Genomic DNA, 25,510 nt, shown 5'->3' with positions numbered 1-25,510 from the left:
CCGGAAAAGCCCGCCTCGGCGGGTCTTCCAATTTCCCGCGCCCGCCTTATTTCCATAAGTCTGGCATTATAAAATAATTATCTCACAAACCGGACGGTGTCGCATTCGGTCAAGATGTAAACAGCTGTTCAAAAAAGCTGAGTGAACACTGTACAACTCATTTTCTGCAATGTAATTGACGGCCGACTGCAACAAGTCACTACAAGTTTTTGGTTTTACTTTCGGGGGTACTGATGTTGGGGAGAAATTTACTCGCCGTATTCACGGCGTGCGTTGCATTGTTTTCGGTTTCTGAGGCCGGCGCAGTCACTTTGCGCTACTCGGGAGAGTTCACGGCAGACATCGCGTCCGGAGATTTCGCTGCATTCGGCGGTCAGCAGGGAACGTACTTTTTCACGATAGACTATGACGCTGTGGATCCCGATCCAACTCGTCTTGATGGCGATATCCCGCTCGCAGTCGTTTCCCAGGGTTTTTCCATCGGTGGTGAAACATTCGTCGACTCGCTTGCAACCGACTACATCATTTCTTTGGATGCGCCGGATTTCGCCGTTGCGACCGAATCGAACCCAATATCATCGGACAACATTTCCGATGTGACGCTCAATATTTTGGAAACCCTGAATCTGGCCGAGTATGTCGAAAACCCCCTTGCACTGTTTGTCGGCGGTAAGTTCGGTTTGCAGTTCGGGTTGCTGACCTTGGGGATTGGCGTCCAGTCCGCGATCATTGCCGGCAACGAGAATGGGAGCGCTTTGCTGGGCTTGGGCACGATCACGGAGGTTACTCAGATCTTGATCGATGATGGAGATCCGGGTCAGGGAGAGCCCCCCCTTACCGTTGTGCCGGTGCCGGCGGCCCTGCCTTTGTTGATCTCGGGGATTGGGGCGCTTTTCATGCTCGGACGCCGTCGTTTCGCAGCTTGATAGCCAGCCTGCCAAATAGCCAGACTGCCAAACATGCAGGAGAGGTCCGCTTCGGCGGGCCTTTTCTTTTTCAGGGATCGGCATTCGACCGTGATGTAGATCGACGCAAAAAGGACATAGATGAGGCCATTGTAATTCATAACCGCTGTCAACAATGTCGCTGCATTTACGGAGGCGCGTTGACACGGTGTGTTCAGAGTTGAGCTATTTATAAGCAAATAGCAATTTGCAGCCGGGGAGAATTGAAATGCGGTCTTTATTAAGAGGCGCTGTTGTTGCGGCAGGCGTGGCGCTGTTTGCGAATGCGGCGGGTGCCGCAACGATCGGTGGCCTGAATTCCGGGTTTGTAAATGATCCCGGCGTGGCTGGAAGCTGGTTTTACAACTTTAATGGCGACAAGAACTTCTCCGGCGGAAGTTACCAGAACCGCCATTTCCCCAATGGGTCCAGTCCGACGAGCGGCGATATCCGCGGAACGAGCTTCACTTTTGGTGAAGCGATCCGGGCCGATAATTCAGCGGCGGTGGGTACGGGTCTGACCGTGACCGGCGGGGTTCTGTTGACCGACCAACAAACCAATTCAACCTCCCTTTTGACCGGGGTCGATATTGTTGAAGATATCTGGGGTGGACGACACCATCACGGAATTGGTGTCGAACACGACGACAGCTCCACTGAAGAGCAGGTGAATTCAGGCGTCGGCTTCAATCAGTTCTTGTCCCTGTCATTCAACCAGACCGTAAGCTTGGCCGGTTTCGACTTTGCCGGCGGCGATCATCATGGATGCGATAGTTCAGGCAACACCTGCGGGGGCTGGGAACTCTATGCCTTCGATGGCGTCGCCTTTGGCGCGCTCTTGGGCAGTGGCGACCTTGCGTCTGATGATTTCGTTGTCTTCGACACCGCCTTTGTGGGCGAACAATTCGCGCTGGTGGCGACCGTCTCCGAAGGGGAGGGTGAGTCGGGCTGGTACCTGTCCGGCATCGCGGGTGATATTTCTGCTGTTCCCGTCCCGGCCGCTTTGCCGCTGTTGTTCGGTGCGTTTGGCGGGCTGTTCTTGATCCGCCGTCGGCGCAGCCAATCCGCCTGACCGCGCTTATTGAACGATCTTTTCGAAAAGGCCCGCTTCGGCGGGCCTTTTCTTGTCCACTCTATCGCGCGGCCACCTCTCTGTTCCGCCCGTATCGCCCCGCCCAACGGGCTTGCTTCTACAAGCGATGCTATCTCGTCGACGGCTGCGGAGGGTCTTGCTCCGCCAGGGCGGCAAGCCGGTCGAATGGCGTTTCGACAAGATTGTCGGCGATCTCCTCGCCCTCAAACGCGCAGGGCTGTTCGGGAAACATTGCATTCAGCGCGCATTCGGTGCGCTCCATCTCCGCTCGGCAAAGACGGTTAACCCGGAGCCACAGCTCAGGCATATCCAAGTCTAGAGCATCCTTGCGCTGAAGCTGCGATGTCGCTTTTTCATCCGAAAAATGCTCCAGATAATTGAGGATTTTTGCCTTTGTGTTGGTGGCGTACAATGCCTGTGGATCGGCTTCGCAAGCTTCCACAAGCGCCATGGCAAGATGGAACCGCGCCATGGAACAGTTTAGATAACGATCCGCAACAACCGCATAGTCGTTAAGCCCATGCAGATCGAACGGCGGCTCTTCCGGCGCGACCGATGGCGCGCAAAAAACATCGGCAACCTCCAGGAACTTGGTGCGGCTGATAGGGCAGCGTTCGTCGTGATCCCAAAAAAGGTCATTGGTTCGCGCCGCCGCCAACAGCACGTCCGGATTGGCGGTCAAGGCACTGTTCTGCATCATGATATTTTGGGCCGTGCACCAATACAGCAGCTTGTTCATGCCCGCGAACGATTTGACGGCGGCCGCTATGAACTCGGGAAGCCGGTCATTCCATCCCAGCCGGTGCCGGTAGAGCAGATATTCCGGCACGCAGGTGATACCGCAAGAGAGTACCCGCGCCTGATCAAGGCTCAGCGCATGGGAGTCCGGATAAAACAACGCGCGGACGTGATGGACAAACCCTAGGACACGGTCTTCGTTGGCGAGAAACTGGCGATAGGCATTGATATTCGTCCACCCCGACGGCTTGCCGTCCTCGGCCGGTAATTCAGCCATCTCGAAAGATTTCCGGTCCCGACCGCGCGTTTCGCCAAGCCGTCGGCCACCCTCATCGTTCAGGTCTAAGACACGCTGCCAAAGCAAGAAACGGAAACCTTTGTTCTGTTTTGATCGACGGTCGACTGAATTGCGGCGCCGAATGCGGGGCTAAAGCATATCTAACATCACATTTGCATTAGGCGATACGAAATTGCCGATTGATAGGCTGCCCGGCTTTCAAACAGGCGCCACCAGCCGAGATGCAGGGACATAACTACCAAACCTTTGGCAATGCCGGTCATTGCGATCGGCGGATTTGTCAGGGTCGGAAGGCGGGGCTTTTCGATTCAAGGGTTGACGGAACATAATACCGCGCAGAAGAAGGCGGGGAGGGGGGATGACGATTGAAGGCGGCCGGCCGGGGCGCGGCGCAGGACCGTTCCGGTAGGCCCTGCTACGGCCAGCCATATAAAGGCCATTTAAAGGCCATATAAAGGACGTACGCCGTGGATGTTGATCTTTTTTCGGCCAATCTATTCTCGGCCGTCGGGCTTGTCGGGGTCGGTCTGTATGTCACGGCCTATGCGGCATTGCAGCTTGGCTTTATTGCAGGCCATTCCTATCGATATTCATTGCTCAATTTAGCGGCCTCGTCCTGTGTGTTGTTCAGCCTTGCGGCACAATTCAATCTTTCCTCGGCACTGATCCAGGTGTTTTGGATTGTCTTGAGCATTATCGGCATATGCCGCCTCTACTGGATCGCGTCCCGGGTCAAACTGACGCCGGAAGAAACCGCGTTCATTGAAAGCAAATTTCCCTCTATGCCCAAGCAGACTGCACGCCGGCTGCTGGATAGTGGTGTTTGGGTTGATGCCCCGGTCGGCACGAACCTTGTGATTGAAGACCAACCGGTTACCGAGTTGATCTATTTGGCGAGCGGGGAGGCCGAGGCGATCCTGGATGGCCGACGTGTCGGGATGTGCGGTGAAGGCAGCCTGATCGGTGAGGTCACGTGCCTGTCCGGCGATCCTGCGACGGCTTCGGTGACGACGACCAAACCCAGCAGATATTTTTGCATAGGTACCGGCCGGCTTCGGCAGCTTTACGGACAGTATTCCGAAGTCCGGTCCGCCCTCAATGCTGCCTTCGCGTCGGATATCGGACGAAAACTGAGGGCGGCGAACCGTTCGCGGGACGTTCGCCCGATTGAGGAAGCGGCCGACTAGTCCGGGCCTTTTCTTTTCCTTCCCGCCGCGCATACCATTGCCGAAATAACGACTAGCAGGGGGCGAAAATGGCGGTTTTGGTAACGGGGGCGTTGGGTCATATCGGGATGTGGGTGGCGACAAAGCTGCTGGAGGAAGGCGAGGAGGTCATCGCCTTCGACCGCGATATGCCCGATTTCGACCGTTTGGCGACCGACGAGCTGAAGGCCCATGCCGCCAAGATCAGCCGGGAGGCGGGCGACGTGACCGATGCGGGCACGGTGGATGCCTTGTTTGAAAAATACGCCGGCCGGATCGACGGCGTGATCCATATTGCGTCCATTGCCGGTGTGCCGGCATTCACGCAACGGCCCCGTCATTTCCTCGAACTCAACATCATGGGAACGGTCAATGTGCTGGAAGCGGCGCGCACCCACGATGTGAAGAAATTCACCTTCATCTCTTCCGGCGCGGTCTATGGCACGCGCGAGGGGCCGATGAAGGAGAGCGACTGCCCGACCCCCAGCGATCTCTACGGCGCGTCGAAATTGGCGGGCGAGGAATTGGTCCTGAAATACGGTGACACCTATGGGATGCAGACGGTCTGCACCCGCGTCTATTTCGTCTATGGCCCGGGTCGGCGGCCCGAGGGCATGTTCCCGATCTATCGCTGGGCATTCTGCCCCTTGGACGGGGTGACGGGGCTGAGCAATGACAGCGGGGCCGACCAATTGCTGGATTTCACCCATGTCTTCGACACGGCCCAGGGCATCGTGAAGGCCTATCGTGCGCTGCCCACCGAAAGCCGGATTTACAACATCACCAGCGGCGTTGCCGTGCGATTGGGCGATGTGGTCGATTTCGTGGCGGATCATCTGGGAACCAAACCCGGCGTCACGCTCGGCCCGGGCAAGGCGGTGCCCCGGGGCGCGCCGCTGGACACGACCCGCGCCAAGGCGGAACTGGGTTTCGACCCCGCCTTCGCCGATATCCGCGACGGCATCCGCCAATATCACGCCTGGCTGCAAGGCAGCGATTACGGGAAGACGTGATGCGCCTTCCCAAGCCGGCCTAGTCGATATCCAACTGATAGAAGCCGGCGGCGTTTCCGCTGAACAGCATTTCCTGTTCCTCGCGGGGGAAGTCCTTGACGATGTCCATGATGCCGTCGGCGATGGTCTTGAAATTCGCGCGCAGCCGGCAGACGGGCAGGTTGCTGGCGAACATGCAACGCTCGATACCGAAAATCTCGATCGCCTCCAGCACCACACGCCGGTTGTCCTCAAGCCGCCAGGGCGCGTCCTTCAGGCCGAGTTCGGAGATCTTCACCATCACCTGCGGCGCCTCGGCGATGATCCGCATGTTTTCCCGCCAGGCCTTCAATCCGTCCTCGCTGCGGTCCCAGGGAAAGCCCGTATGGTTCAGCACAACCGGTATTTCGGGGAACTTGGCGGCGACGTCGGCGGCTTCCGGCAGGTGCCAATGGGGAACACGCAGATCGTAGGTCAGGCCGAATTCGTGCAGCAGCGCATAGCCCGCCAGCCAGTTTGGGTCCTGCATGCTGCCCGGCTCGCCCAAGACCGTATGGGCCTTGTCCGGTGACAGGGAAGTGACGGGTTTGGAACGGATGCCGCGCATCATCGGGTATTGGCAATGGTCCGCCAACACGTCCTCGCAATTTGGCTTGGCCAGCCAGACATGGCCGACCACCGCGTTCGGCATGCCGTGTTCCTCGGCGACCTCATGCAGCCAAGCGGTTTCCGCCGCCTGCGCGTCGCGGTCCCATTCCGCGTCCACATGCACGGTCGCGACGACGTTGTAGCCGGCCGTTTCGGCCCGGTAGTCGTCGGGCATGAAGTTCTCTTTCAGGGCGTCGTAATTGCCCAGGAAGAAATGCTCCTCCGGCATATCCGAAAGCCAGGGATAATAGTTTTGGTCGAGGTCCCACAGGTGATGATGGGCGTCGACGATCTTGATTGGGTCGCTCATTCTGTCATCTCCGTTTCTGCGTTTGGTGTCGGCTTTGAAGGCCGTCAACGGGCGCTGCCTTAGGGCGTCGGGCCCCATGGGGCGGAGAGCATGAGCTGGTTTTCCTGGGTTTGGATCAAGGGGCGGAACTTGCCCGCAAATACCATGAAGTCGGGGTCGTCATAGACGCCTTTCCAGAAAGCGCGGCGGTCGGCATCGTCCTCGAATTTCCAAAGATGGACGATCTTGTTGAGGGCCCCGACATCGCCGGTGAAATAGCCGATCAACCGGTCCGGATGTTTCGACAGCGCAGGCCAGCCATAGGTTTGGTAGTATTCGGTCGCTTCGGCCATTTTGCCGGTCTGCAGCGTGTAGGTCCGCAATTCATAGATCGCCATTTTGCGCTTCCCCTGATTCAGTCGTGTTTTGTTTGCCTGAAAGTGTCGGGGTGATTTCGGTTGAAGGCAAGCCAGCCCCGTGCGGGTTGCGGAAACACAATATTTCCTGGCGGCATTTCCGAACGGCCTGCGCACCCTCTCAATTGATCGGCGCGGTACAAAAGTATTGCCTTGTGTGCAGGTCGGATGCTTCCATGTGCGGATAACACGCAATAAAAACCAAACCGCTTCCCTGGGAGGAAATAATGAAATTCAAGGCTTTAGCCGCCTTTGCGGCTGTCGGTTTCGCCGTCGGCGTTTCCGCGTCCGCTTCGGCGACGGAACTTCGTCTGTCCCATCAATGGTCCACCTCGGACGTTCGGCACAAAGTTGCCCAGATCGTCGCCGACGAAGTCGCGGCGGCGGATGTCGATCTGACCATCAAGATTTTCCCGTCCAAATCGCTCTTCAAGCCGCGGGAACAGTACAAGCCCCTGTCACGCGGCCAACTGGATATGACCGTCTTTCCGCTGTCCTATGCCGGCGGGCAACGCCCGGAATTCAACCTGACCCTAATGCCGGGCCTGGTGAAGAACCACGATCATGCGGCGCGCCTGAACGACTCGCCCTTCATGGGTGAGCTTGAAAAACTGATGGCCGAAGACGATGTCCGCGTTGTCGTTCACGGCTATCTGGCGGGCGGTTTCGTCGGCAAGGACAAATGCATCACCAAGCCGGAAGACGTCGCCGGCCTGCAGACCCGCGCGGCGGGCAAGGCCTTCGAACAGATGCTGGCCGCGGCGGGGGCGTCGATTGCTTCCATGGCCTCGTCCGAAATCTATAACGCGATGCAGACCGGTGTGCTGCAGGCGGCAAATACCTCGTCCTCCTCCTTCGTGTCCTATCGGATTTATGAGCAAGTGAAGTGCTATACGCCGGCCGCTGATGTCGCCCTGTGGTTCATGTATCAGCCGCTGTTGATGAACAAGACCGCGTATGAGGAATTGAACGACGCGCAGCGCGCGGCAATCGATGCCGGCGCCGCAAAGGCACAAGCCTACTACTTGGAAGAAGCCAAGAAGCAGGATGCAGCCTCTGTCGAGGTCTTCAAGAAGGCGGGCGTCGAGATCGCGAACATGACGCAGGACGAGTTCAACGCATGGCGTGAGATTGCCAAGAAGTCTTCCTATAAGAACTTCGTCGAGAATGTCCCCGACGGCCAGAAGCTGTTGGATATGGCGCTTTCCGTCGAGTAATCGGTGTGCAGCGTGGCCGGCAGGGTTTTGTCCCTGTCGGCCCGTCGCGCGACCCGACATTATTTCCACCGAAATAGGTTAGGGTATGACTGACACCCCCTCCGACATGCGTGGCGCCGGGCGCCGGCATCCCGTGATACGCGCGGCCGATGCTTTGTCGACCCTGTGCGGTTGGATCGCGGCGGCGATGATCGTGGCGTCCGTCATGATCACCTGCCAGATGATTTTTGTGCGCAGTATCCTGAACCATTCGACGATTTGGCAGACCGAAGCGGTCGTCTATCTGATGGTCACCGCCACCCTGTTGGGCCTGCCCTATGTGCAACGGCTGCGCGGGCATGTGTCCGTTGATCTATTGCCCCTGGCCCTGCCCAAGCGGTTCCGACGCGGCCTGATCGCCTTTACCCTGGCGGCCGGCATCGTCGTTGTCGCCCTGATGTTGTATTACGGATACGACCTTTGGCATGTCGCGTTCAGCCGGAATTGGAAATCCGACACGGTCTGGGGCGTGCGGCTCTGGATTCCCTATGCAGCCATGCCCATCGGATTCCTGATCTATCTCATCCAGCTTTGTGTTGACCTGTTCGCGGTCCTCGCCGGCTTGGACCGAAAATTGAGCCTTGAGGATCACCACTGATGGACCCACTGCTTCTTGGCGCGACGGTTGCGGTCGTCACCATCCTCGTCTTGTTCTCCGGTGTCTCGGTTGCGAACGGTCTGCTGATCGTCGCCGCCGGGTTCCTGCTGATCTTCGACGGGTTCCGGTCGCTGGAACTGATGCCGGAAATCTTTTTCGGAAAGCTCGACAATTTCGCGCTTCTGTCGATACCCATGTTCATCATCATGGGGGCGTCGATTGCCTCGACCAGGGCCGGCGCGGACCTGTACGAAGCGCTGGACCGTTGGCTGACGCGCGTACCCGGCGGGTTGGTGATTTCCAATCTGGGGGCCTGCGCCCTGTTCGCCGCGATGTCCGGTTCTTCGCCGGCGACCTGCGCTGCGATCGGCAAGATGGGTATCCCCGAAATGCGCAAGCGGGGCTATCCGGACGGGGTCGCGGCGGGCTCGATTGCGGCGGGCGGCACGCTCGGCATTCTCATTCCCCCGTCCGTCACCATGATCGTCTATGGGATCGCGACGGAAACATCCATCGGTCGCCTGTTCCTGGCGGGCGTCGTGCCGGGGATGGTGCTTGTCGGCCTGTTCATGGCCTGGTCGATCTACAGCACCTGGCGCTATGGGTCGGTTGAGACGTTAATGCGGTCAGGGACCTATACGCTGGCGCAGAAGCTGGCGATTCTGCCGCGGGTCCTACCCTTCCTGGCGATCATCCTGGGCGTACTGGTCGCGATGTATGGCGGCTATGCGACACCGTCGGAAACGGCGGCCGTCGGTGCGCTGCTGTGCCTTGGCGTGGCGATCGTGATCTACAGGCTTTGGAACCTGAAGGCCTTGTGGGTCGTCTTGCGGGATTCGACCCGTGAAAGCGTGATGATCCTGTTCATCATCGCGGCGGCGGGCGTGTTCTCCTATATGCTGTCCAGTCTGTTTATCACGCAATCCATCGCGGAGTGGATCGGCACGCTGGATGTGAACCGCTGGGTATTGATGATTTGCATCAACCTCTTCCTGCTGGTCGCAGGCTTCTTCCTGCCGCCGGTCGCGGTCATTCTGATGTCGGCGCCGATCCTGCTGCCCATCGTGATCTCCGCGGGGTTCGATCCCTATTGGTTCGCCGTGGTCCTGACCATCAATATGGAAATCGGGCTGATTTCCCCACCGGTCGGGTTGAACCTATATGTCATCAACGGCATCGCCCCGGATATTCCCCTGAAGACCATCCTGGTCGGGTCCATGCCCTATGTGTTGTGCATGGTGCTGGCCATCGTCATCCTCTGCCTGTTTCCGGGCCTCGCCACCGGTCTGCCGGATTTGGTGCTGGGGCCAGCCGTCTAACTGTGGAATAATGGCAACTCGATGCTCACTGGGGGGTGGCACGGGGACGGCGTAGGGCGCATGCGAATACTGTTTGCCGGCGAAAGGCCGGGTTTTCCACAACGGATGACCGGGGCCGCGGTCAGCACCCATCATCTTGCGGACCTGTTGGCGACGAACGGCGCCGCAGTTCACATTCTGTGCGGCCGGGCTGGCGACGCTGGGATTGTGCCCACCGAAACCGACCCGTACCGCTATACGATCGACCGGTCGGCGGACCCGGTTGCGGCGGTGCCCGCACTGGTTTCGGAATTCGCGCCGGATGTCGCCATCCTCTCGGCCGGCGCGTCGGCGGACCTCGCCCGGCAGTTTGGGGCGCTTGGCATCCCCATCGTCATCTATCAGCGTGACATAGGTTTCTCGCTACTCCATGCGCTTTTGGACGGGACGGATCATGCCCCGGTCGGGGTGCTTACCTGTTCCCGTTTCGTCGCGGAAAAGGTCCGCAAACGCATAGGCGTCGAGGCGCATTTTCTTCCGAATATCTTCCTGCGGCAGGATTACGCGGTCGCGCCGAATGGCGGGATGGTCACCCTCATCAATCCTGTCCCGGTTAAAGGCGTCGGGCTGGCATTCGATCTGGCCGCGCGCCATCGCGACCTGACTTTCCTGTTTGTTGAGGGGTGGACTCTACCGCCCCGGCAATTGGCCATCCTTAAGGCGCGCGCCTCCGCCGAGGGCAATATTCTGTGGCATCCGCGTGTCGAGGACATGCGGAACGTTTATGCGCGGACACGGATTCTTCTGGTGCCAAGCCGATGGAAAGAACCATGGGGCAGGGTCGTGTCGGAAGCGCAGATCAGCGGCATCCCGGTTTTGGCGAGCGATCATGGCGGGTTGCCGGAAGCAGTCGGCGACGGCGGTGTTTTGCTGCCGCCGGACGACATTGATGCCTGGTCCGCCTGCCTGAACAAAATGATGGCGGATAAGGCCGCATGGGCCGAACTGTCGGCCAAGGCCGCGGCGCATGCCAGGCGGGAAGAATTGTCGCCCAACAGAATTGTCGCAGAATTTATCTGTCATCTGCGCGACTGGCTGCCGCCGGCGAAGGATATCCGCGCCGCCTGAACCCCACAGGGGCAGCCGCATCTGCACCGCTTGATGTGAGTCAAGGCAGGACGCGCTACGGTTTCATATTTTCCGTGGTGGAATCGAAGGGGCGGAACCAGCTCGAAAAAAAACGGGGAGGGCGTGATGGTCGATGGCATATGGAAGCCCATCATCTGGAAGGACGAAATGTCCGTCGGTGTCGCCCAGTTGGACGACGACCACAAGGGGTTGATTTCCATCCTCAATCGCCTTGGTGAGGCACTGCACGACGACGGCGACACCCGTGCCGCCCTGACGCTGGGCTTTCGCGCCCTCAGTCAGTTCATGCGCGTCCATTTCGCGCGCGAGGAACATGCGATGAGGGCCGCGGACTATCCCGGTCTTGCGGGGCATCACCCGCAGCATGTGGATTTTATCGAGGAAATGACGGACATGGCCGCCCGTTTCGAAGCCGGCAGCGACGGCGACCTGCTGGAGGATCTCGTCCTGTATCTGCGCGACTGGCTGATCAACCATATCATGGTCGAAGACATGGCCTATAAACCGTTCTTGAGCGGCAACAGCGACGCCCACCGCGCAGCGCGGGATTTTTCCGCCGCCAACCGTTAAAGACATTGCCGGTGTCCGATCGGCCGCCAAGTTGGGCACGTGATACAGACTTGGGCCTGTGCGGTATCGGTATCCGGTTCCTCTTGCGGATCGCCGGGTTTGACATCACTTGGAAGGTCAGCGATCAACTCACCCCAAGGGGATAAAGGCAGAAGCCGCTAGTCGGTCCGCGCAGGCGGAGCCAACGGGCGGACAAGGCCGAATCCCAAGACTTTCAATCAGCGGAACGCCTGCTTCGACGGGCCTTTCGGAAAGGGATAACTATGGAACGCAAGACCGATTTTTACATCAACGGCGCCTGGGTCGCCCCTGCGACACCGAATGAAATGGAAGTCATCAATCCGGCCAACGAACAGGCCTTCGCGACGATCTCGTTGGGCTCCCAGGCCGATGTCGACAAGGCGGTCGCTGCTGCGAAGGACGCGTTCCAGACCTGGGGCTGGTCTTCCAAGGAAGAACGCCTAGCGCTGCTGAACAAGCTGAAGGACATCTATAAGAAACGCTGGAATGAGATGGCCGAAGCGATCTCCAACGAAATGGGCGCGCCGATGTCGCTTTCCAGCGCTGCCCAGGTCGGCGCCGGTTACGGCCATATCAAGGCCTTCATCGAAACGCTGGAAGGTTTCACCTTCGAGCGCGACCTGAAGCCGGAGGTGCCGGAAGAACATATCGTCTATGAACCGATCGGCGTCTGCGGCCTGATCACGCCGTGGAACTGGCCGATGAACCAGGTCACGCTGAAGGTCATTCCCGCCCTGGCGGCGGGCTGCACCGTTGTGCTGAAGCCGTCGGAAATTGCGCCGATGTCCTCCCTGCTCTTCGCGGAAATGATCGACGAAGCCGGCTTCCCGAAAGGCGTCTTCAACCTGGTGAACGGCGATGGTCCGACGGTCGGCGCGGCGCTTTCCGTGCATCCGGATGTGGACATGATGTCCTTCACCGGCTCCACCCGCGCCGGCACTGCCGTCGCCAAGGCGGCCGCCGATACGGTCAAGCGCGTGACGCTGGAACTGGGCGGGAAGTCGCCGAACATCGTGCTGGCGGATGCGGACTTGGAAAAGGCCGTGAAGCGCGGCGTCATCCATTGCTTCAACAACACCGGACAGTCCTGCAACGCGCCGACGCGGATGATCGTGGAGAAGTCAGTCTATGATCAGGCGGTCGAGATCGCCGTCGCCACCGCCGGCAAGGCCAGCGTCGGCAACCCGGCCGAGGAAGGTCGCCATATCGGCCCGCTGGTTTCCCAGATGCAGTTCGACAAGGTCCAGGACCTGATCCAGAAGGGCATCGACGAAGGCGCGACACTCGCCGCCGGCGGTACCGGCCGTCCCGAAGGCTTCAACCGCGGCTACTATGTCCGCCCGACGATCTTCACCGACGTGAACAACGACATGACCATCGCGCGGGAAGAAATCTTCGGCCCGGTTCTGGCCATGATCCCGGTCGCGGATGAGGAAGAAGCCATCGCGGTCGCCAACGACACGCCTTATGGCTTGGCCGCCTATCTGCAGACCGGCGATCAGGACCGCGCCCATCGCATTGCCCGCAAGCTGCGTGCCGGCATGGTCCACATCAACGGCGCGGGCCAAGCGGCCGGCAGCGCTTTCGGCGGCTACAAGATGTCCGGCAACGGCCGCGAAGGCGGCGTCTGGGGCCTGGAAGATTATCTGGAAGTCAAAGCGGTCAGCGGCTGGTAAGCAGCCCGTGACAATCTGAGTGCCTAAGGGCGGGTCTCCGGACCCGCCCTTTTCATGTCAGCAGCGACCGCCACAACAATGTGATGGCCAAGACGATCAGTGACAGGCCGAGGGCAATGTTGAAAACGCGTAGCCGGTTCGACGTGATCAGGAAGCGTTTCACCTGCTGGCCGAAGAAGGCCCAACTGCCGATGCCGAAAAAGCAGATCACACCGTAAAGGCAGACGAAAATTGCCAGATGTGCGGGGGCTTCCTGCAGTTCAAAGATGGCGATGGCGGCGATGCAGGCGCCCCAGGCCTTGGGGTTCAGGACCTGAAGCATGACGCCGCGCCAGAACCCGGGGATCGGCGCTTCCTCCGTCGACAGGCTGCCGGTCGCGGTGGCCAGCTTAAAGCCGAACCAGGCGATCAACCCGGCGCCGGCGATAGCCAGCAGGTCGAAAGCGCGGCCCAGGCTTTCAGCCACCGCGCCGAGCCCCAGCCCAATCGCCAGAAGCAGTAAGGTGAAGCTGATCGTCGCGCCACTGACGAAAGGCAGAGCCCGTCGGGCGCCGTGGTTCAGCCCGGTCGAGAGGGTCAGGACATTCACCGGGCCGGGCGAGATAGAGAGAGTCAGCGCGAAGGCGCACATGGCGAAGATCGGCGGCATGGGGATATTTCCTGATCATGGTTTGCGCCAATCTAGTCATCCGCCACCCACAGCAGTAGACTGATACAATCACACAGATTGTTCGAATGAATTACACAATGAATCCGGACCGTTTGAAATCTCTTTCAATTTTCGCCTATGTCGTCCGCGCGGGCGGCTTCAGGGAGGCCGCGCGCCGCCTCGACATGACGCCCTCGGCGGCGAGCTATCATGTGAAGGCGCTGGAAAAGGAACTCGGCACTGCGCTGCTGTATCGGTCGACGCGGAAGATGACGTTGACGGAGGCGGGGGAGGAACTCTTCAACGCGGCACTCGCCATGAAGGACGCGGCGGAGAGCGGTTTCCAAGCCGCGAAACAGATTGAATCGGGGTTGAGCGGAACGCTGAGAATTGCGGTCACCTCCTCCCTGGCGCATTCGGCGCTGACGGCAGATATCGTGCGGTTTCATCGCGAAAATCCCCGGGTGGCGCTGGACCTTGTCTATGCCGACCGGATGGAGGACTTGATCGCCGAGCGTTTCGACCTCGCCCTGCGGGCGGGGCGCATGGTGGACTCGGCGCTGAAATGCCGGCTGGTCTGGGACATGCCGCGCATCCTGGTCTGTTCGCCGGAGTTTCTGCGCGCTCACAAACCGATCCGGTTTCCGTCCGACCTTCGCGCTCTGCCCTGGGTGAAATTCGCCAAGCTGGCGCCGCGGCGGACCTTCACGCGGCCGGGCGGCAAGCCGGTTACCGTAGAGCAGGCCGGCAACCTGACCGTAAACAGCATCGAGGCGATGTTGGATTTGACCCGGCTTGGGGCGGCGATTTCGTCCCCGCCGGCGCACTATGTTGCAAGCGCCGTCGCGGCGGGGGACTTGGTCCAACTTCTGCCCGACTGGCGGATGGAGACGATGCCGGTTCATGCGGTGTGGCCCAGCGCGGGCGTCGACAACCCCGTCACCAAACGGCTGCTGAGCTACCTCACTCCGGCAGTGGAATGAAGTCGTCGTCGCCCGGGACCTTCGGGAAAAGCCCCGATTTCCACTCCTCCTTGGCTTGTTCGATCCGCTCCTTGCTGGAGGAGACGAGGTTCCACCAGACGTGACGCGGCCCGTCCATCGGCTCCCCGCCCAGCAGGACAAGCCGCGCGTCTTGAAGGGCGCGGACCGTGATCTCCTGCCCCGGAACCAGAACCAGCAACTCCCCGGGCTCGACCGCCGTGCCGCGGATCTCGACCGAGCCGAAGACGGGATAGAGCGCACGCTCCTCATAGTCCGCCGGGATCGTTATGCGCGTTTCGCTGGGCAGGGTGATATCGGCATAGACCGCTTCCGTTGCGGTTTCGACGGGGGAGGTCTCACCCCGGAAGGACCCGGCCACCAGTCTGACGGTCGCGCCATTTTCGGTAACCGCCGGAAGATCTGCCGCGCCATAGTTAATGAAGGCGGGATCGGTCTCCTCAAGCGCATGCGGCAGGGCCATCCAGATTTGCATGCCGAACAGGTTGATGCCTTCTTCCAGCGCCTTGGGATCGCTGCGCTCCGAATGCACGATGCCGCGCCCGGCGATCATCAGGTTGACCGCGCCGGGTCTTATCGTTTGTTCGAAACCAAGGCTATCCCGGTGCACGATTTCCCCGTCGAAAAGATAAGTGACGGTCGACAAGCCGATATGCGGGTGTGGCCTGACCTCCAGCGGGTTGGAGGGGCCGAGCATGGATGGGCCCATTCGGTCCGCGAAAATGAAGGGGCCGACCATGCGCCGCCGGCGATGGGGAAGCAGGCGCTGCACCTCGAAGGACCCGATATCGCTGGTCCTGGGCGCGATGACCATCTCTATCCCAGCAGGCAGGTCGGTTTTCGGTTCGTTGTTGTTCATCGGTCGGGTCCCTTCCTTCGCGCGCGTCCATTATGACGTTCCCTGAAAAAGATATGTAACGACTCCGCCTTTGACAGGGGCACACTCGCATGCACCCTTTTAGGACAAGAAAAAGAACACGCAATTGCGTCTGTGCAGGGATGGAAAGGGCGAATGGAGACAGGGCCCTCATTAAAATCGGCGTCGGAACAGCAGGATCAGGACTGGGCGCGCTTGGCCGATTATCTGTCCGGCCAGGGTATGGTGCTGGACCTGAAGGACCACCCGCCGCGGCAGTTCGCCGCCGGCTTCGGCAATCTCAATTTTTTGATCCATGTGGACGGGAAGGCGATGGTGCTGCGCCGTCCGCCGCTCGGCCCTATTCCGCCGGGGGCGAACGACATGGGGCGGGAAAGCGGAATCCTGTCCAATCTGTGGAAGGAATTCCCGCTGGCGCCGCGGTGTCGTCACGCCTGTAGCGATCCCGAGGTCATCGGTGCGCCGTTCTTCATCATGGACTATCGCGAGGGCCGCGTGATCGGCGGCGACGTGCCGGAGGATATCGCGGAACCCGACCGTCGGCGCATTGGTCTGCGGTTGATGGATGTGCTCGCGGATTTGCACGGCGTCGATCCTGCCGCTGTCGGCCTGGACGGGCTTGGCAAACCGGAAGGGTTCCTCGGACGGACAATCGAGGGGTGGTCGAAACGCGCCCATCTCGCCTGGGGCGAGGATGCCCCAGGTTTGGTGGACGAGGTCTGCGGGTGGCTGCGGGACCGTGTGCCGCCGGATCACGCCGTGTCGCTGATCCACAATGATTTCAAATTGGACAATGTGATCCTTGACAGGGACGGCCTGGACCCGGTCGCGGTCCTGGACTGGGACATGGGAACCCGTGGCGACCCCCTGTTCGATCTGGCCGTCACGCTCGCCTATTGGACGGAACCGAACGACCCCCAAGTCATGCACAAGCTGAACCAGATGCCGACCGCCGCCCCCGGCTTTCCGACAAGGGCGGAGGCGATGGAAGCCTATGCCGAAGCATCGGGCCGGGATTTGTCGGATTTCATCTTCCAGCGGGTGTTGGGGCAATTCCGCTTGGCGGTGGTTTTCGCGCAGCTCCACCGGCGTTGGCGTGAAGGCGGAACGATGGATCCCAAATTTGCGGAATTCGGATCGCTCGCCGAGGATCTGCTGACGTTTACCCATGACATCGCCCAAGGCCGGGTAGATTAAAAGGGAGGTTGGATGATGGTCGAGAAAGCCGTCCCCGTACCGGACCGCATGAAGGACTACGAAAAGACTCACGCGGCGTTCGAGTGGGAAATACCCAAGACCTTCAATTTCGGCGGCGATGTCGTGGATGTTTGGGCCCGGGATCCCGAAAGGCTTGCGCTGATCTGGTGCAACGCCGAAGGGGCGGAAGCGCGCTACACCTATGCGGATATCGCCGCGCTGACCAACAAGCTTGCGACTGTACTAAAAGCCGCTGGGTTGGAGAAAGGCGACCGCATCCTTGTCGTCCTGCCGCGGATTCCCGAATGGCAGATCGCAATCGTTGCCTGCACGAAATTGGGCGTGATCCCGATTCCCTGCATCACCATGTTGACGCAGAAAGATTTGGACTATCGTTTCGACCATAGCGAGGCGAAGGGCGTTATCACCACGCTTGAGAACTGTGGCAAGATCGATCCGGACCGGCCGCTGGCGCTACGCTTGGCGGTCTGTAGCGGGGATGCCGCGCCGGCCGGGTGGTCGTCCTATGAAAAGGAAATGGAGGCCGCGAGCGATGTGTTCGATCCAGTTTCCGTGGCGATCGACGATCCGGCCATCCTCTATTACACCTCAGGCTCCACGGGTAATCCCAAGGGCGTCGCCCATGGCGCGCGGGCACTTTATACGTGGCGTGGGTCCGCCTGGTATTGGCTTGACCTACGGCCGGGCGACACAATCTGGTGTACCGCCGATACTGGCTGGAGCAAGGCCGGGACAAGCATTCTGTTCGGCCCTTGGAGTTGCGGGGCGACGGCGCTTTTCTACGATGGCCCTTTCGAACCGGCGAAACGTTTCGGGATTCTGGAAAAATACAATGTTTCGGTATTTTGTGCGGCGGCCACTGAATTGCGCCGCCTGATCGGCGAGGAACCACCGGCGGCTGGGTTGCCCGCGCTGCGGCTTACCGTGTCGGCGGGGGAATCCGTGAACCCGGAAGTCGTCACCCGCTGGAAGGACCTGACCGGGGCGCAACTGCTTGATGGGTATGGGCAAACGGAAACCCTGATGACGGTCCTGAATTATCCGTCAATGGCCGTCAAGCCGGGCTCCATGGGGCGACCCTTGCCGGGTGTTGAGATGGCGGTATTGGCCGATGACGGAGATGGCTTGGCGGCAACCGATCAACCGGGTCGGCTGGCGATGAAGCTGCCGAACCCACAGGTCATGCTGGGCTATTGGCGGGACGCGGACAGGACGGCGGCCAGCATCGTGAAAATCGACGGAACGGACTGGTTCGTCACGGGTGATCGGGCACGCTGTGATGCGGACGGCTATCTGTTCTACGAGGGCCGGGACGATGACGTCATCGGGTCCGCCGGGTATCGCATCGGGCCGATGGAGGTGGAAAATGCCTTGATCGAACATCCCGCCGTGCAGGAATCCGCGGTCGTCGGCAGTCCCGATCCCGACCGGGGTGAGATCGTTTGCGCTTATGTGGTTTTGAATGCCGGGTTTCAAGCGGACGACACCCTCATCAAGGAACTGCAGGATTTCGTGAAAGCATCGACCGCACCCTACAAATACCCCCGCAAGATTGTCTTTGCCGATGAGCTTCCCAAGACCGTTACCGGAAAGATCCGGCGGCGCGATTTACGCGACCTTGAATACGGCCACGCCTAGGCGGCGATGCCGCCGCCATATTTTCCGGCCAGTGCGCCGATCGCTTCGACCTGTCCGCGCAGGCCGGGCGCGGCTGCGGGAAACCGGTTGTCGAAAGCGGCGGTTCCGACAGTGAACCCCAATGCGCCGGCGGCGCCGACATCGGCGATCTTCTGCTCCCCGTCGATGCTGCCCGCCATGATGACGGGCTTCCCCGCCGCATCGCAGACTTGCTTCATCAAGCTTGGCACATCACCGGCATAGCGATAGGCAAGCAGGTCCAGGCCATGCACATCGTCGCGAGCGGCGAGGTCCCGGGCGCTGGCCGCTATTTCCGCCGCGTCACCTTCCAGCACGCTGGGATGTCCGACGATCCTGCCGGGGAAGGGGAAATATTGGATCGGTGTGCCGTGCAGAAGCGGGGCGACGTCCGCCGCGCGTGTCCCTCCCAGCAGGTAATCCACTTCAAAACCCAAGGCCGCCTTGGCCGACGTCAATTCGCTTTCCCGGTTCAAACTCACGACTTCCAGATAGACGGTGCCGCCGGCCGATTTGATGTCATGGGACAGGCGGGTGAGTTCGTCGAAGGGCAGACCCACATCCTTGAAGCCGATATGCCGGCACCCGCCGGCCAAGACATCTTCCAGGCGGTCCCTCGCGTCGGCAACGGTCCGGTCGTTATGGGTCAACATGAAGATGAAGGTCAGTGCCATCTCAGCCTGCGACTCCCCTACAACACACGGGCATCGGCCATGCGCGCGGCATAGCGCAGGGCCGTTCGAAGGCTTTCCGCATCGGCCGTTCCCGTCCCCGCGATGTCGAAGGCGGTGCCGTGGTCCGGGCTTGTGCGAATGAAGGGCAGGCCCAGGGTGACATTCACGCCTTTCTCTATCCCCATATACTTTACCGGGATCAAACCTTGATCGTGGTATTGTGCGACGACGATGTCGAACCGACCCTGCCGGGCTTGCATGAAAACCGTATCGCCCGGCCAGGGGCCGGTGACGTCCATGTTTTCGGCGACCGCGGCGCGAATGGCGGGCGAGATGATCTCAATCTCCTCCTGCCCGAACAATCCGCCTTCGCCCGCATGCGGGTTCAAACCGGCAACCGCGATGCGGGGCTTTTCTATGCCAAGGGCCAGGCATCCTTCATGCGCCAACCGGATGGCCGCCAGCTGGGCGTCGAAATCCGCGCGTTCTATCGCATCGCGCAAGGAACAATGGATCGTTACCAGAACGGTACGCAATTCGTCATTGGCCAGCATCATGGCGACGCGTTCCGCGCCCCCTTTGTCTGCCAGGACTTCCGTATGCCCCGGATAGCGGATGCCGGCCGCCGACATGGCTTCCTTGTGCAAGGGGGCGGTCACTATTCCGGCGATCTCGCCCGTCTTGGCAAGGTCGATGGCGGCAATCACGGCATCATAGGCGGCCTTGCCGCTGGCGGCGGAAACAACCCCGAATTTGGGCGGTTCCGACATGTCCACGGCGGGCAGGATATCGATCGTGGTTCCGATCCCGGCATCGTCGAAATCGCCCAGCCGATCGAGAATGCGGCATGACAGGGCCGCGCCGGTGATGTCGATGGCCCGTTCGATCACCGCGGGGTCGCCGATCACGACCACCGGCCGGTCGACGACGCGGTCGACCAATGTCTTGACCACGATCTCGGGCCCGATACCGGACGGATCGCCCATGGTGATGGCCAGCGGTTTCTTGTCGATTCCCATAGGTTGCCTTAGCCCTCAACCTCTGCCGATACGGTGCTGTTCAGTCTATCGTCTGGCCCAGAATTCTAAAGTTGGAATTCGAGAGGCTCTTCGCCGGTGCTTTTCGTGACTATGAAGGATTCGACGGCAAAACCCAGCACCTTGCCCTTGACCTTCCAGTAACTGGAAACCCTATATGGGATGGGAAAGGATACCAACCCTATGTCCGAAGCGACCGCCCAATTCTCGTCCGCCACCCTTCCCGAAGCGGAGAAGACAACCGTCTTCGAGTTCGGTGTCAGCGGCATGTCCTGCGCCGGATGCGCGGCGCGGCTTGAAAAATCGTTGAACGCGGTCCCGGGCGTGTCGCTCGCAACCGTCAACTTCGCGCTGGAAAGCGCGCGGGTGGAGGCGTCCGACGGTATCAATGCCGACACGATCACTTTTGCGACGGAACAAGCCGGTTTCGGCGCTCAATTCGCCGACCAGGTCGCCAAGGGCGGCCCGTCCGAAGACAAGACGGTTCTTTACCTGTGTATCGCCTCGGCGCTGCTGACGCTGCCGCTTATGGCGGAAATGCTGTTGATGCCTTTCGGCGTATCGGTCCACGTGACGCCCTGGATTCAACTGGCCCTCGCCGCGCCGGTTCAATTCGTCATCGGCTGGCGGTTCTATCGCGGCGCCTGGGCCAGCCTGCGCGGTGGGGTCGGGAATATGGATGTCCTGGTCGCGTTGGGCACCACGACGGCCTTTCTCTACAGCACTTATCTGACGGTGACGTTGGGGGATGCGGCGCGTGGATCGCTGTATTTCGAAGGGGCGGCGGTGGTCATCACGCTCGTCCTTCTCGGCAAATATCTGGAAGCCCGCGCCAAGCATAGGGCAACCAGCGCATTGCAGGCCCTGCTTGCCTTGCGCCCGGCCCGCGCCCGGCTGGTGACGGCGGAGGGCGAAAAGGATGTCCCCATCACACGCGTCGCGGTTGGTGATTTGATACGGGTACGGCCGGGTGAAGCCTTGCCGGTCGATGGCGAAATCACCGAAGGCACGGCCGATATCGATGAAAGCATGCTGACCGGCGAAAGCATGCCTGTGACGGCGGCGGTTGGCGCATCGGTCATCGCCGGGTCCACCAACCTGACCGGTCTTTTGACGATCCGCGCGACGCAGATCGGCAAGGACACGCGGCTCGCCAAGATCGCCGACCTGGTCCGTGCCGCACAGGCGGAAAAGGCGCCGGTGCAAAAACTGGTCGACCGGATCAGCGCGATCTTTGTGCCCACGATCGTCGCGATCGCGGCGCTCACCTTTCTGGGTTGGATGGTCTTCGGCCCGGGTGTCGAATCCGCCGTCGTCGCCGCCGTCTCGGTCCTGGTTATTGCCTGCCCCTGCGCCTTGGGACTCGCCGCCCCCGCCGCCATCGCAGCGGGGCTGGGGGCCGCCGCGCGGAACGGCATTCTGGTTGGCGATGTCACCTCGCTTGAGCGCGCCGGGCGCATCGACACCGTCGTCTTCGACAAGACCGGAACCTTGACGGCGGGTCAGCCCACCGTGCGCCACATCGCCTGGGCCGGGGGTAAGGAAGACGGTTTCGCCCTGGCCGCGGCAATTGCCGTGCAGCGCCAAAACAATCATCCGCTGGCCAGGGCCTTTCAGGACCTACCGGTCAACCCGTCCCAAGCCGCGCTCCAAGCAACGGATTTCCGGTCCGTTACCGGCCAGGGCGTCGCGGCGACAGTCGACGGCAAGCCGGTCCTGATCGGTAAGCCGGCGCTGTTAGACGTCGAAGGCATCGCCCTTCCAGAGGCTCTTGGCAATTGGAGCGAAGAGGAGGATGTCGGCACCCATGTCTGGCTCGCCGTGGACGGTGTCTGCGTCGCCCGCGTCGATATCGTCGACCGCATTCGCGACAAGGCGGTGGCGGCCGTCGCCGCGCTGCATGCCTCGGGCCGGTCGGTCACTTTGCTTTCGGGCGATACAAAGCGTGAATCGGAACGGGTCGCCGGTCTGGTTGGCATTGACGCGGTGGTCGCGGAAGTCAGCCCGGAAGACAAGGCCGCTGAAATTGTGGAAATGCAGAAACAAGGCCGGTCCGTCGCCATGGTCGGTGATGGCATCAACGATGCTCCGGCGCTAGCCGCGGCAAGTCTCGGCATTGCCATGGGCGGTGGATCCGACGTGGCCGTCAATTCCGCCGGCATAACGCTGCTGCGGGACGATCCGCGCCTTGCGCCGGCCGCCTTGGAGATATCGGAACGCACCCTGGCCAAGATCCGCCAGAACCTGTTCTGGGCCTTCGCCTATAATACGGTCGGCATTCCGCTGGCGGCGCTTGGATATCTCAGCCCCGGCATCGCGGGCGCGGCCATGGCGTTGAGTTCCGTCTGCGTCGTCACAAATGCACTGCTGTTGCGCGGGTGGCGCCCACGGTTGGACGAAATGGGCCGGCTGGAAACGAGGGGGAGGGCCAATCCATGAATATCGGGGAAGCCGCCAAGAAGTCGGGCCTTCCGGCCAAGACCATCCGGTATTACGAGGAAACAGGTCTGATCGCACCGGCGGGGCGGACGGCGGCGGGTTACCGGTCCTACAGCGAAGCCGATGTTCATACGCTAAGCTTCCTGAAACGCGCTCGCGACCTGGGCTTTTCGGTCAAGGATTGCGCGGTGCTGTTGTCGCTGTATCAGGACAAGAACCGGTCGAGCGCGGATGTGAAAGCAGTGGCCCGGCAGCACATCGACAGGATCGTCGCGAAGATCGAGGAGTTGGAGCAAATGCGCTCGACCCTGGAAACCTTGGTCAGTCAATGCCACGGGGACGACCGCCCGGACTGCCCGATCCTGGAAGACCTGGCGCACTAGCCGGACCGGTTATTCCACGATCAGCGTTGCGACACCCAACCCGTCGATTTCGGTCACGACCTCATCTCCCGCTTCGATCCATTTGGTTTTGACGATACTGCCCAAGGTCACGAATTCGCCGGCTTTCAGGAGCTGGCCCCGACCCGCTCGGAATTCCGCCAGCCAGGCAAGCGCATCCATCGGATGGCCCAGAATGTCACGGCCGATGCCTTCGCCGATCAGTTTGCCGTTGATGCGCAGCCGCCCGGTCAAGCTGTCCATGGCCAAGGGATCGAGATCGACCGGCGTGCTGAACACACAGCCCGCGTTGAAGAAATCGTCGGCGACGAGGGAGGATGTCGGCCTTTCCCGAAAATCGGTCCACCGTTCGTCCACCAATTCGATGCTGGCCATGGCGCCGGCGACGGCTTGAGCGGCCGAGATGCGGTCATATCCTTCTGCGCGGGCAGGCAGGTCTTTGGCGAGGGCGACCGCGATTTCGCATTCGATCCCAGGGCGCACCAACTCGGCCCGTTTGAAGCGGCCAGTACCTTCATGAACCATCGCGGCCGGTACCATACCGGCACAAGGGTGATCGATTTTCAGATATTCCTGCATGACTTTTGTCGTGCACCCGATCTTATGGCCCCGCATTGGGCCGAACCGGTCCGTCAGGCGCTCATGCAGCAGGTCCTGAATCCGATAGGCGGTATCCAGATCGACGGATTCGGGTTCCATCGGCAGGCGATCCAGCGCTTTTGCCGAAATGCGCGCGTTGGCCAAGGCGTTTGCGGCTTCCGACAATGTCGTTACGTCCATGGATGTTTTCCCCCGAAGTACATATTGGACTCAAGCTGGCCCGTTGGCAGGCGCATTTCTGATGCTATTGTATAAGGAATAAAAGGAAACGCACTCGGTCGGAAGGACGTTCCCGGAAAGCACGCTATCTCAGCGCCCCGGGCAGGGCCACGACCGCTTTCAGAAAAAGGAATATGATATGGCTTCAGTAACGGCGCGGCTCGCCGAAACCGATACCGGCAGTTTGATTGCTGAATTGACGGAAGCCTTCGGCGATCAAGTGTCGACCTCGGCCGCTGTGCTTGAGCGCCATGGCAACGACGAAAGCTATCACAAGGGCGAACCGCCGGATGCCGTGGTTTTTGCCCGCTCGACCGATGACGTCTCGAAAGCGGTCAAGATCTGCGCCAAGTTCAACGCACCGATTATCGCGTTCGGAACCGGTACCGCGCTGGAAGGGCACATCACCGCGCCTTTCGGCGGCGTATGCATCGATGTTTCCGAAATGAACGAGATTATCAAAGTGAACGCCGAAGACCTCGACGTCACGGTGCAGGCGGGTGTCACGCGCAAGCAGTTGAACGAATATCTGCGCGACACGGGGCTGTTCTTCCCGATCGATCCGGGCGCCGATGCCTCGCTTGGCGGGATGGCGGCGACGCGGGCGTCGGGAACCAACGCGGTGCGCTATGGCACGATGCGTGAAAACGTCCTGAACCTGACGGCCGTCCTGGCCGACGGACGCGTCATCAAAACGGCGCGTCGGGCTAAGAAGTCATCGGCGGGTTATGACCTGACCCGGCTTTTCGTTGGGTCGGAAGGAACGCTCGGTATCATCACGGAACTGACCGTGAAGGTCTATGGCGTGCCGGAGGCCACATCCGCGGCCGTCTGCGCGTTTCCCAGCCTGGAAGACGCGGTAAATACGACGATCCTGACGATCCAGTCGGGTGTTCCGGTCGCGCGGGTTGAGCTTGTCTCCAAGGAAATGATGGGGGCCTGCATCAACTATTCCAAACTGGAAGGTTTCGATGTTTCCGATCACCTGTTCTTCGAATTCCACGGGTCCGAAGCAGGCGTGAAGGAGCAGGCGGAAACCGTTCAGGCCATCGCGGCGGATTTCGGCGGTGAGAATTTTAAATTCGCGACCAAGCAGGAAGATCGGAACGCCTTATGGACGGCCCGGCATAATTGCCATTACGCCACCAAGTCGCTTCGTCCGGGCTGTGAGGTCTGGTCGACCGATGTCTGCGTCCCGATTTCGCATTTGGCCGAGATCATCGCCGATGCAAAAACCACGATGGACGAACAAGGCATCGTTGGCACCATTGTCGGCCATGTGGGCGACGGCAATTTCCACATCGGCTATGTCGTCGACCCCAACAATCCCGAGGAATTGGCCAAGGCGGAAGAGCACAACAAGCAGCTCGTCTACAAAGCCCTCGCGGTCGATGGAACCTGTACCGGTGAACATGGGATCGGGTCCGGCAAGCGGAAGTTCCTGGAAGCGGAACACGGCGAAGCGGTCAGCGTGATGCGCATGATCAAGAATGCGTTGGACCCCGAAGGCATCATGAATCCGGGCAAGGTTTTGCCGGCCTGACCGTC

24 protein-coding genes are annotated in these 25,510 nt (G+C 60.6%); 16 read left to right on the top strand and 8 right to left on the bottom strand.

What is annotated here, in order from left to right:
• The first annotated feature begins 209 nt into the window (after positions 1-209).
• Together EOI86_RS11840 and EOI86_RS11835 are read left to right on the top strand one after the other, a co-directional pair.
• A complete protein-coding gene (locus EOI86_RS11840; protein ID WP_127765416.1) occupies positions 210-926 on the top strand; it encodes a VPLPA-CTERM sorting domain-containing protein in 717 nt (238 codons plus the stop codon).
• A 247-nt stretch (positions 927-1,173) separates the two neighbouring features.
• Complete coding sequence (locus EOI86_RS11835; RefSeq protein ID WP_127765415.1) at positions 1,174-2,016, top strand: VPLPA-CTERM sorting domain-containing protein; 843 nt, start codon at positions 1,174-1,176, stop codon at positions 2,014-2,016.
• Between the two features lie 130 nt (positions 2,017-2,146).
• Here EOI86_RS11835 and EOI86_RS11830 read toward each other — a convergent pair whose 3' ends face one another.
• Complete coding sequence (locus EOI86_RS11830) at positions 2,147-3,052, bottom strand: hypothetical protein (RefSeq protein WP_127765414.1); 906 nt, start codon at positions 3,050-3,052, stop codon at positions 2,147-2,149.
• Positions 3,053-3,540: 488 nt separating this feature from the next.
• On the opposite strand from EOI86_RS11830, the gene EOI86_RS11825 reads away from it, so the two are divergent.
• Both EOI86_RS11825 and EOI86_RS11820 read left to right on the top strand, forming a co-directional pair.
• A complete protein-coding gene (locus tag EOI86_RS11825; protein WP_127765413.1) occupies positions 3,541-4,260 on the top strand; it encodes a Crp/Fnr family transcriptional regulator in 720 nt (239 codons plus the stop codon).
• A gap of 68 nt (positions 4,261-4,328) precedes the next feature.
• Complete coding sequence (locus tag EOI86_RS11820) at positions 4,329-5,291, top strand: NAD-dependent epimerase/dehydratase family protein (protein ID WP_127765412.1); 963 nt, start codon at positions 4,329-4,331, stop codon at positions 5,289-5,291.
• Positions 5,292-5,310: 19 nt separating this feature from the next.
• Here the strand turns inward: EOI86_RS11820 and EOI86_RS11815 are convergent, their stop codons facing one another.
• Together EOI86_RS11815 and EOI86_RS11810 are read right to left on the bottom strand one after the other, a co-directional pair.
• The gene (locus EOI86_RS11815; protein WP_127765411.1) at positions 5,311-6,228 is read right to left on the bottom strand and encodes an amidohydrolase family protein; all 918 of its coding nucleotides are present in this window, start codon (positions 6,226-6,228) and stop codon (positions 5,311-5,313) included.
• Positions 6,229-6,287: 59 nt separating this feature from the next.
• Positions 6,288-6,605 (bottom strand): NIPSNAP family protein, encoded by a 318-nt coding sequence (locus EOI86_RS11810; protein WP_127765410.1) that lies wholly within the window; start codon positions 6,603-6,605, stop codon positions 6,288-6,290.
• A 245-nt stretch (positions 6,606-6,850) separates the two neighbouring features.
• Between EOI86_RS11810 and dctP the strand changes: the two genes are divergently transcribed.
• The 6 genes from dctP to EOI86_RS11780 all read left to right on the top strand — a co-directional run bounded on the left by dctP (position 6,851) and on the right by EOI86_RS11780 (position 13,191).
• Positions 6,851-7,840 carry a TRAP transporter substrate-binding protein DctP gene (dctP, locus tag EOI86_RS11805; protein ID WP_127765409.1) on the top strand — a complete coding sequence of 330 codons (990 nt, stop codon included), beginning with the start codon at positions 6,851-6,853 and terminating at the stop codon, positions 7,838-7,840.
• 85 nt (positions 7,841-7,925) lie between these two features.
• Positions 7,926-8,477 (top strand): TRAP transporter small permease, encoded by a 552-nt coding sequence (locus EOI86_RS11800; protein ID WP_127765408.1) that lies wholly within the window; start codon positions 7,926-7,928, stop codon positions 8,475-8,477.
• Entirely contained in the window at positions 8,477-9,796 is a 1,320-nt protein-coding gene (locus EOI86_RS11795) for a TRAP transporter large permease (RefSeq protein ID WP_127765407.1), read from the top strand. Before EOI86_RS11800 ends, EOI86_RS11795 begins: the two co-directional genes overlap by 1 nt.
• 60 nt (positions 9,797-9,856) lie before the next feature.
• The gene (locus EOI86_RS11790; protein ID WP_161973804.1) at positions 9,857-10,903 is read left to right on the top strand and encodes a glycosyltransferase; all 1,047 of its coding nucleotides are present in this window, start codon (positions 9,857-9,859) and stop codon (positions 10,901-10,903) included.
• A 126-nt stretch (positions 10,904-11,029) separates the two neighbouring features.
• Positions 11,030-11,494, top strand: coding sequence for a bacteriohemerythrin (locus tag EOI86_RS11785; RefSeq protein WP_127765405.1), 465 nt, complete (start codon positions 11,030-11,032; stop codon positions 11,492-11,494).
• Positions 11,495-11,757: 263 nt separating this feature from the next.
• Entirely contained in the window at positions 11,758-13,191 is a 1,434-nt protein-coding gene (locus tag EOI86_RS11780; RefSeq protein WP_127765404.1) for an aldehyde dehydrogenase family protein, read from the top strand.
• A gap of 52 nt (positions 13,192-13,243) precedes the next feature.
• Here the strand turns inward: EOI86_RS11780 and EOI86_RS11775 are convergent, their stop codons facing one another.
• Positions 13,244-13,840 carry a LysE family translocator gene (locus tag EOI86_RS11775; RefSeq protein WP_127765403.1) on the bottom strand — a complete coding sequence of 199 codons (597 nt, stop codon included), beginning with the start codon at positions 13,838-13,840 and terminating at the stop codon, positions 13,244-13,246.
• 86 nt (positions 13,841-13,926) lie between these two features.
• Between EOI86_RS11775 and EOI86_RS11770 the strand changes: the two genes are divergently transcribed.
• The gene (locus EOI86_RS11770) at positions 13,927-14,823 is read left to right on the top strand and encodes a LysR family transcriptional regulator (RefSeq protein WP_127765402.1); all 897 of its coding nucleotides are present in this window, start codon (positions 13,927-13,929) and stop codon (positions 14,821-14,823) included.
• Here the strand turns inward: EOI86_RS11770 and EOI86_RS11765 are convergent.
• Positions 14,804-15,700: a pirin family protein gene (locus tag EOI86_RS11765; protein ID WP_127765401.1), complete on the bottom strand. Its 897-nt coding sequence runs from the start codon at positions 15,698-15,700 to the stop codon at positions 14,804-14,806. The genes EOI86_RS11770 and EOI86_RS11765 overlap by 20 nt on opposite strands.
• A 153-nt stretch (positions 15,701-15,853) precedes the next feature.
• Here EOI86_RS11765 and EOI86_RS11760 point away from each other — a divergent pair, with 153 nt between their 5' ends.
• Entirely contained in the window at positions 15,854-16,915 is a 1,062-nt protein-coding gene (locus EOI86_RS11760; protein WP_127765400.1) for a phosphotransferase family protein, read from the top strand.
• 12 nt (positions 16,916-16,927) lie between these two features.
• Entirely contained in the window at positions 16,928-18,574 is a 1,647-nt protein-coding gene (locus EOI86_RS11755) for an acetate--CoA ligase (RefSeq protein ID WP_240035645.1), read from the top strand.
• Here EOI86_RS11755 and EOI86_RS11750 read toward each other — a convergent pair.
• Positions 18,571-19,266 carry a 4-hydroxythreonine-4-phosphate dehydrogenase gene (locus EOI86_RS11750; RefSeq protein WP_127765399.1) on the bottom strand — a complete coding sequence of 232 codons (696 nt, stop codon included), beginning with the start codon at positions 19,264-19,266 and terminating at the stop codon, positions 18,571-18,573. The genes EOI86_RS11755 and EOI86_RS11750 overlap by 4 nt on opposite strands.
• Before the next feature lie 17 nt (positions 19,267-19,283).
• A complete protein-coding gene (gene pdxA, locus EOI86_RS11745) occupies positions 19,284-20,285 on the bottom strand; it encodes a 4-hydroxythreonine-4-phosphate dehydrogenase PdxA (protein ID WP_127765398.1) in 1,002 nt (333 codons plus the stop codon).
• Positions 20,286-20,486: 201 nt separating this feature from the next.
• Between pdxA and EOI86_RS11740 the strand changes: the two genes are divergently transcribed.
• Positions 20,487-22,742: a heavy metal translocating P-type ATPase gene (locus EOI86_RS11740; RefSeq protein ID WP_127765397.1), complete on the top strand. Its 2,256-nt coding sequence runs from the start codon at positions 20,487-20,489 to the stop codon at positions 22,740-22,742.
• Complete coding sequence (gene cueR / locus EOI86_RS11735; RefSeq protein ID WP_127765396.1) at positions 22,739-23,125, top strand: Cu(I)-responsive transcriptional regulator; 387 nt, start codon at positions 22,739-22,741, stop codon at positions 23,123-23,125. The genes EOI86_RS11740 and cueR overlap by 4 nt, the downstream gene beginning before the upstream one ends.
• Before the next feature lie 9 nt (positions 23,126-23,134).
• On the opposite strand, the gene EOI86_RS11730 is transcribed toward cueR, so the two are convergent.
• On the bottom strand, positions 23,135-23,923 hold the full coding sequence (locus tag EOI86_RS11730) for a 2-keto-4-pentenoate hydratase (protein WP_127765395.1): 789 nt from the start codon (positions 23,921-23,923) through the stop codon (positions 23,135-23,137).
• 178 nt (positions 23,924-24,101) lie between these two features.
• Here EOI86_RS11730 and EOI86_RS11725 point away from each other — a divergent pair, with 178 nt between their 5' ends.
• Positions 24,102-25,505, top strand: coding sequence for an FAD-binding oxidoreductase (locus tag EOI86_RS11725; protein WP_127765394.1), 1,404 nt, complete (start codon positions 24,102-24,104; stop codon positions 25,503-25,505).
• Positions 25,506-25,510: the final 5 nt, after the last annotated feature.

The sequence above is a fragment of the Hwanghaeella grinnelliae genome (assembly GCF_004005845.1).
In the GTDB taxonomy this organism is placed as follows: domain Bacteria; phylum Pseudomonadota; class Alphaproteobacteria; order UBA8366; family Aestuariispiraceae; genus Hwanghaeella; species Hwanghaeella grinnelliae.
This window is presented reverse-complemented; position numbering and strand designations above follow the sequence as displayed.

What these genes read in the sequence shown, in the direction of transcription:
- EOI86_RS11835 (WP_127765415.1), top strand. Translation starts at nt 1,174, where the DNA reads ATGCGGTCTTTATTAAGAGGCGCTGTTGTTGCGGCAGGCGTGGCGCTG.
- EOI86_RS11830 (WP_127765414.1), bottom strand. Translation starts at nt 3,052, where the DNA reads ATGGCTGAATTACCGGCCGAGGACGGCAAGCCGTCGGGGTGGACGAAT.
- EOI86_RS11820 (WP_127765412.1), top strand. Translation starts at nt 4,329, where the DNA reads ATGGCGGTTTTGGTAACGGGGGCGTTGGGTCATATCGGGATGTGGGTG.
- EOI86_RS11815 (WP_127765411.1), bottom strand. Translation starts at nt 6,228, where the DNA reads ATGAGCGACCCAATCAAGATCGTCGACGCCCATCATCACCTGTGGGAC.
- EOI86_RS11810 (WP_127765410.1), bottom strand. Translation starts at nt 6,605, where the DNA reads ATGGCGATCTATGAATTGCGGACCTACACGCTGCAGACCGGCAAAATG.
- dctP (WP_127765409.1), top strand. Translation starts at nt 6,851, where the DNA reads ATGAAATTCAAGGCTTTAGCCGCCTTTGCGGCTGTCGGTTTCGCCGTC.
- EOI86_RS11800 (WP_127765408.1), top strand. Translation starts at nt 7,926, where the DNA reads ATGACTGACACCCCCTCCGACATGCGTGGCGCCGGGCGCCGGCATCCC.
- EOI86_RS11795 (WP_127765407.1), top strand. Translation starts at nt 8,477, where the DNA reads ATGGACCCACTGCTTCTTGGCGCGACGGTTGCGGTCGTCACCATCCTC.
- EOI86_RS11790 (WP_161973804.1), top strand. Translation starts at nt 9,857, where the DNA reads ATGCGAATACTGTTTGCCGGCGAAAGGCCGGGTTTTCCACAACGGATG.
- EOI86_RS11785 (WP_127765405.1), top strand. Translation starts at nt 11,030, where the DNA reads ATGGTCGATGGCATATGGAAGCCCATCATCTGGAAGGACGAAATGTCC.
- EOI86_RS11780 (WP_127765404.1), top strand. Translation starts at nt 11,758, where the DNA reads ATGGAACGCAAGACCGATTTTTACATCAACGGCGCCTGGGTCGCCCCT.
- EOI86_RS11775 (WP_127765403.1), bottom strand. Translation starts at nt 13,840, where the DNA reads ATGCCGCCGATCTTCGCCATGTGCGCCTTCGCGCTGACTCTCTCTATC.
- EOI86_RS11770 (WP_127765402.1), top strand. Translation starts at nt 13,927, where the DNA reads ATGAATTACACAATGAATCCGGACCGTTTGAAATCTCTTTCAATTTTC.
- EOI86_RS11765 (WP_127765401.1), bottom strand. Translation starts at nt 15,700, where the DNA reads ATGAACAACAACGAACCGAAAACCGACCTGCCTGCTGGGATAGAGATG.
- EOI86_RS11760 (WP_127765400.1), top strand. Translation starts at nt 15,854, where the DNA reads ATGGAGACAGGGCCCTCATTAAAATCGGCGTCGGAACAGCAGGATCAG.
- EOI86_RS11755 (WP_240035645.1), top strand. Translation starts at nt 16,928, where the DNA reads ATGATGGTCGAGAAAGCCGTCCCCGTACCGGACCGCATGAAGGACTAC.
- EOI86_RS11750 (WP_127765399.1), bottom strand. Translation starts at nt 19,266, where the DNA reads ATGGCACTGACCTTCATCTTCATGTTGACCCATAACGACCGGACCGTT.
- pdxA (WP_127765398.1), bottom strand. Translation starts at nt 20,285, where the DNA reads ATGGGAATCGACAAGAAACCGCTGGCCATCACCATGGGCGATCCGTCC.
- EOI86_RS11740 (WP_127765397.1), top strand. Translation starts at nt 20,487, where the DNA reads ATGTCCGAAGCGACCGCCCAATTCTCGTCCGCCACCCTTCCCGAAGCG.
- cueR (WP_127765396.1), top strand. Translation starts at nt 22,739, where the DNA reads ATGAATATCGGGGAAGCCGCCAAGAAGTCGGGCCTTCCGGCCAAGACC.
- EOI86_RS11730 (WP_127765395.1), bottom strand. Translation starts at nt 23,923, where the DNA reads ATGGACGTAACGACATTGTCGGAAGCCGCAAACGCCTTGGCCAACGCG.
- EOI86_RS11725 (WP_127765394.1), top strand. Translation starts at nt 24,102, where the DNA reads ATGGCTTCAGTAACGGCGCGGCTCGCCGAAACCGATACCGGCAGTTTG.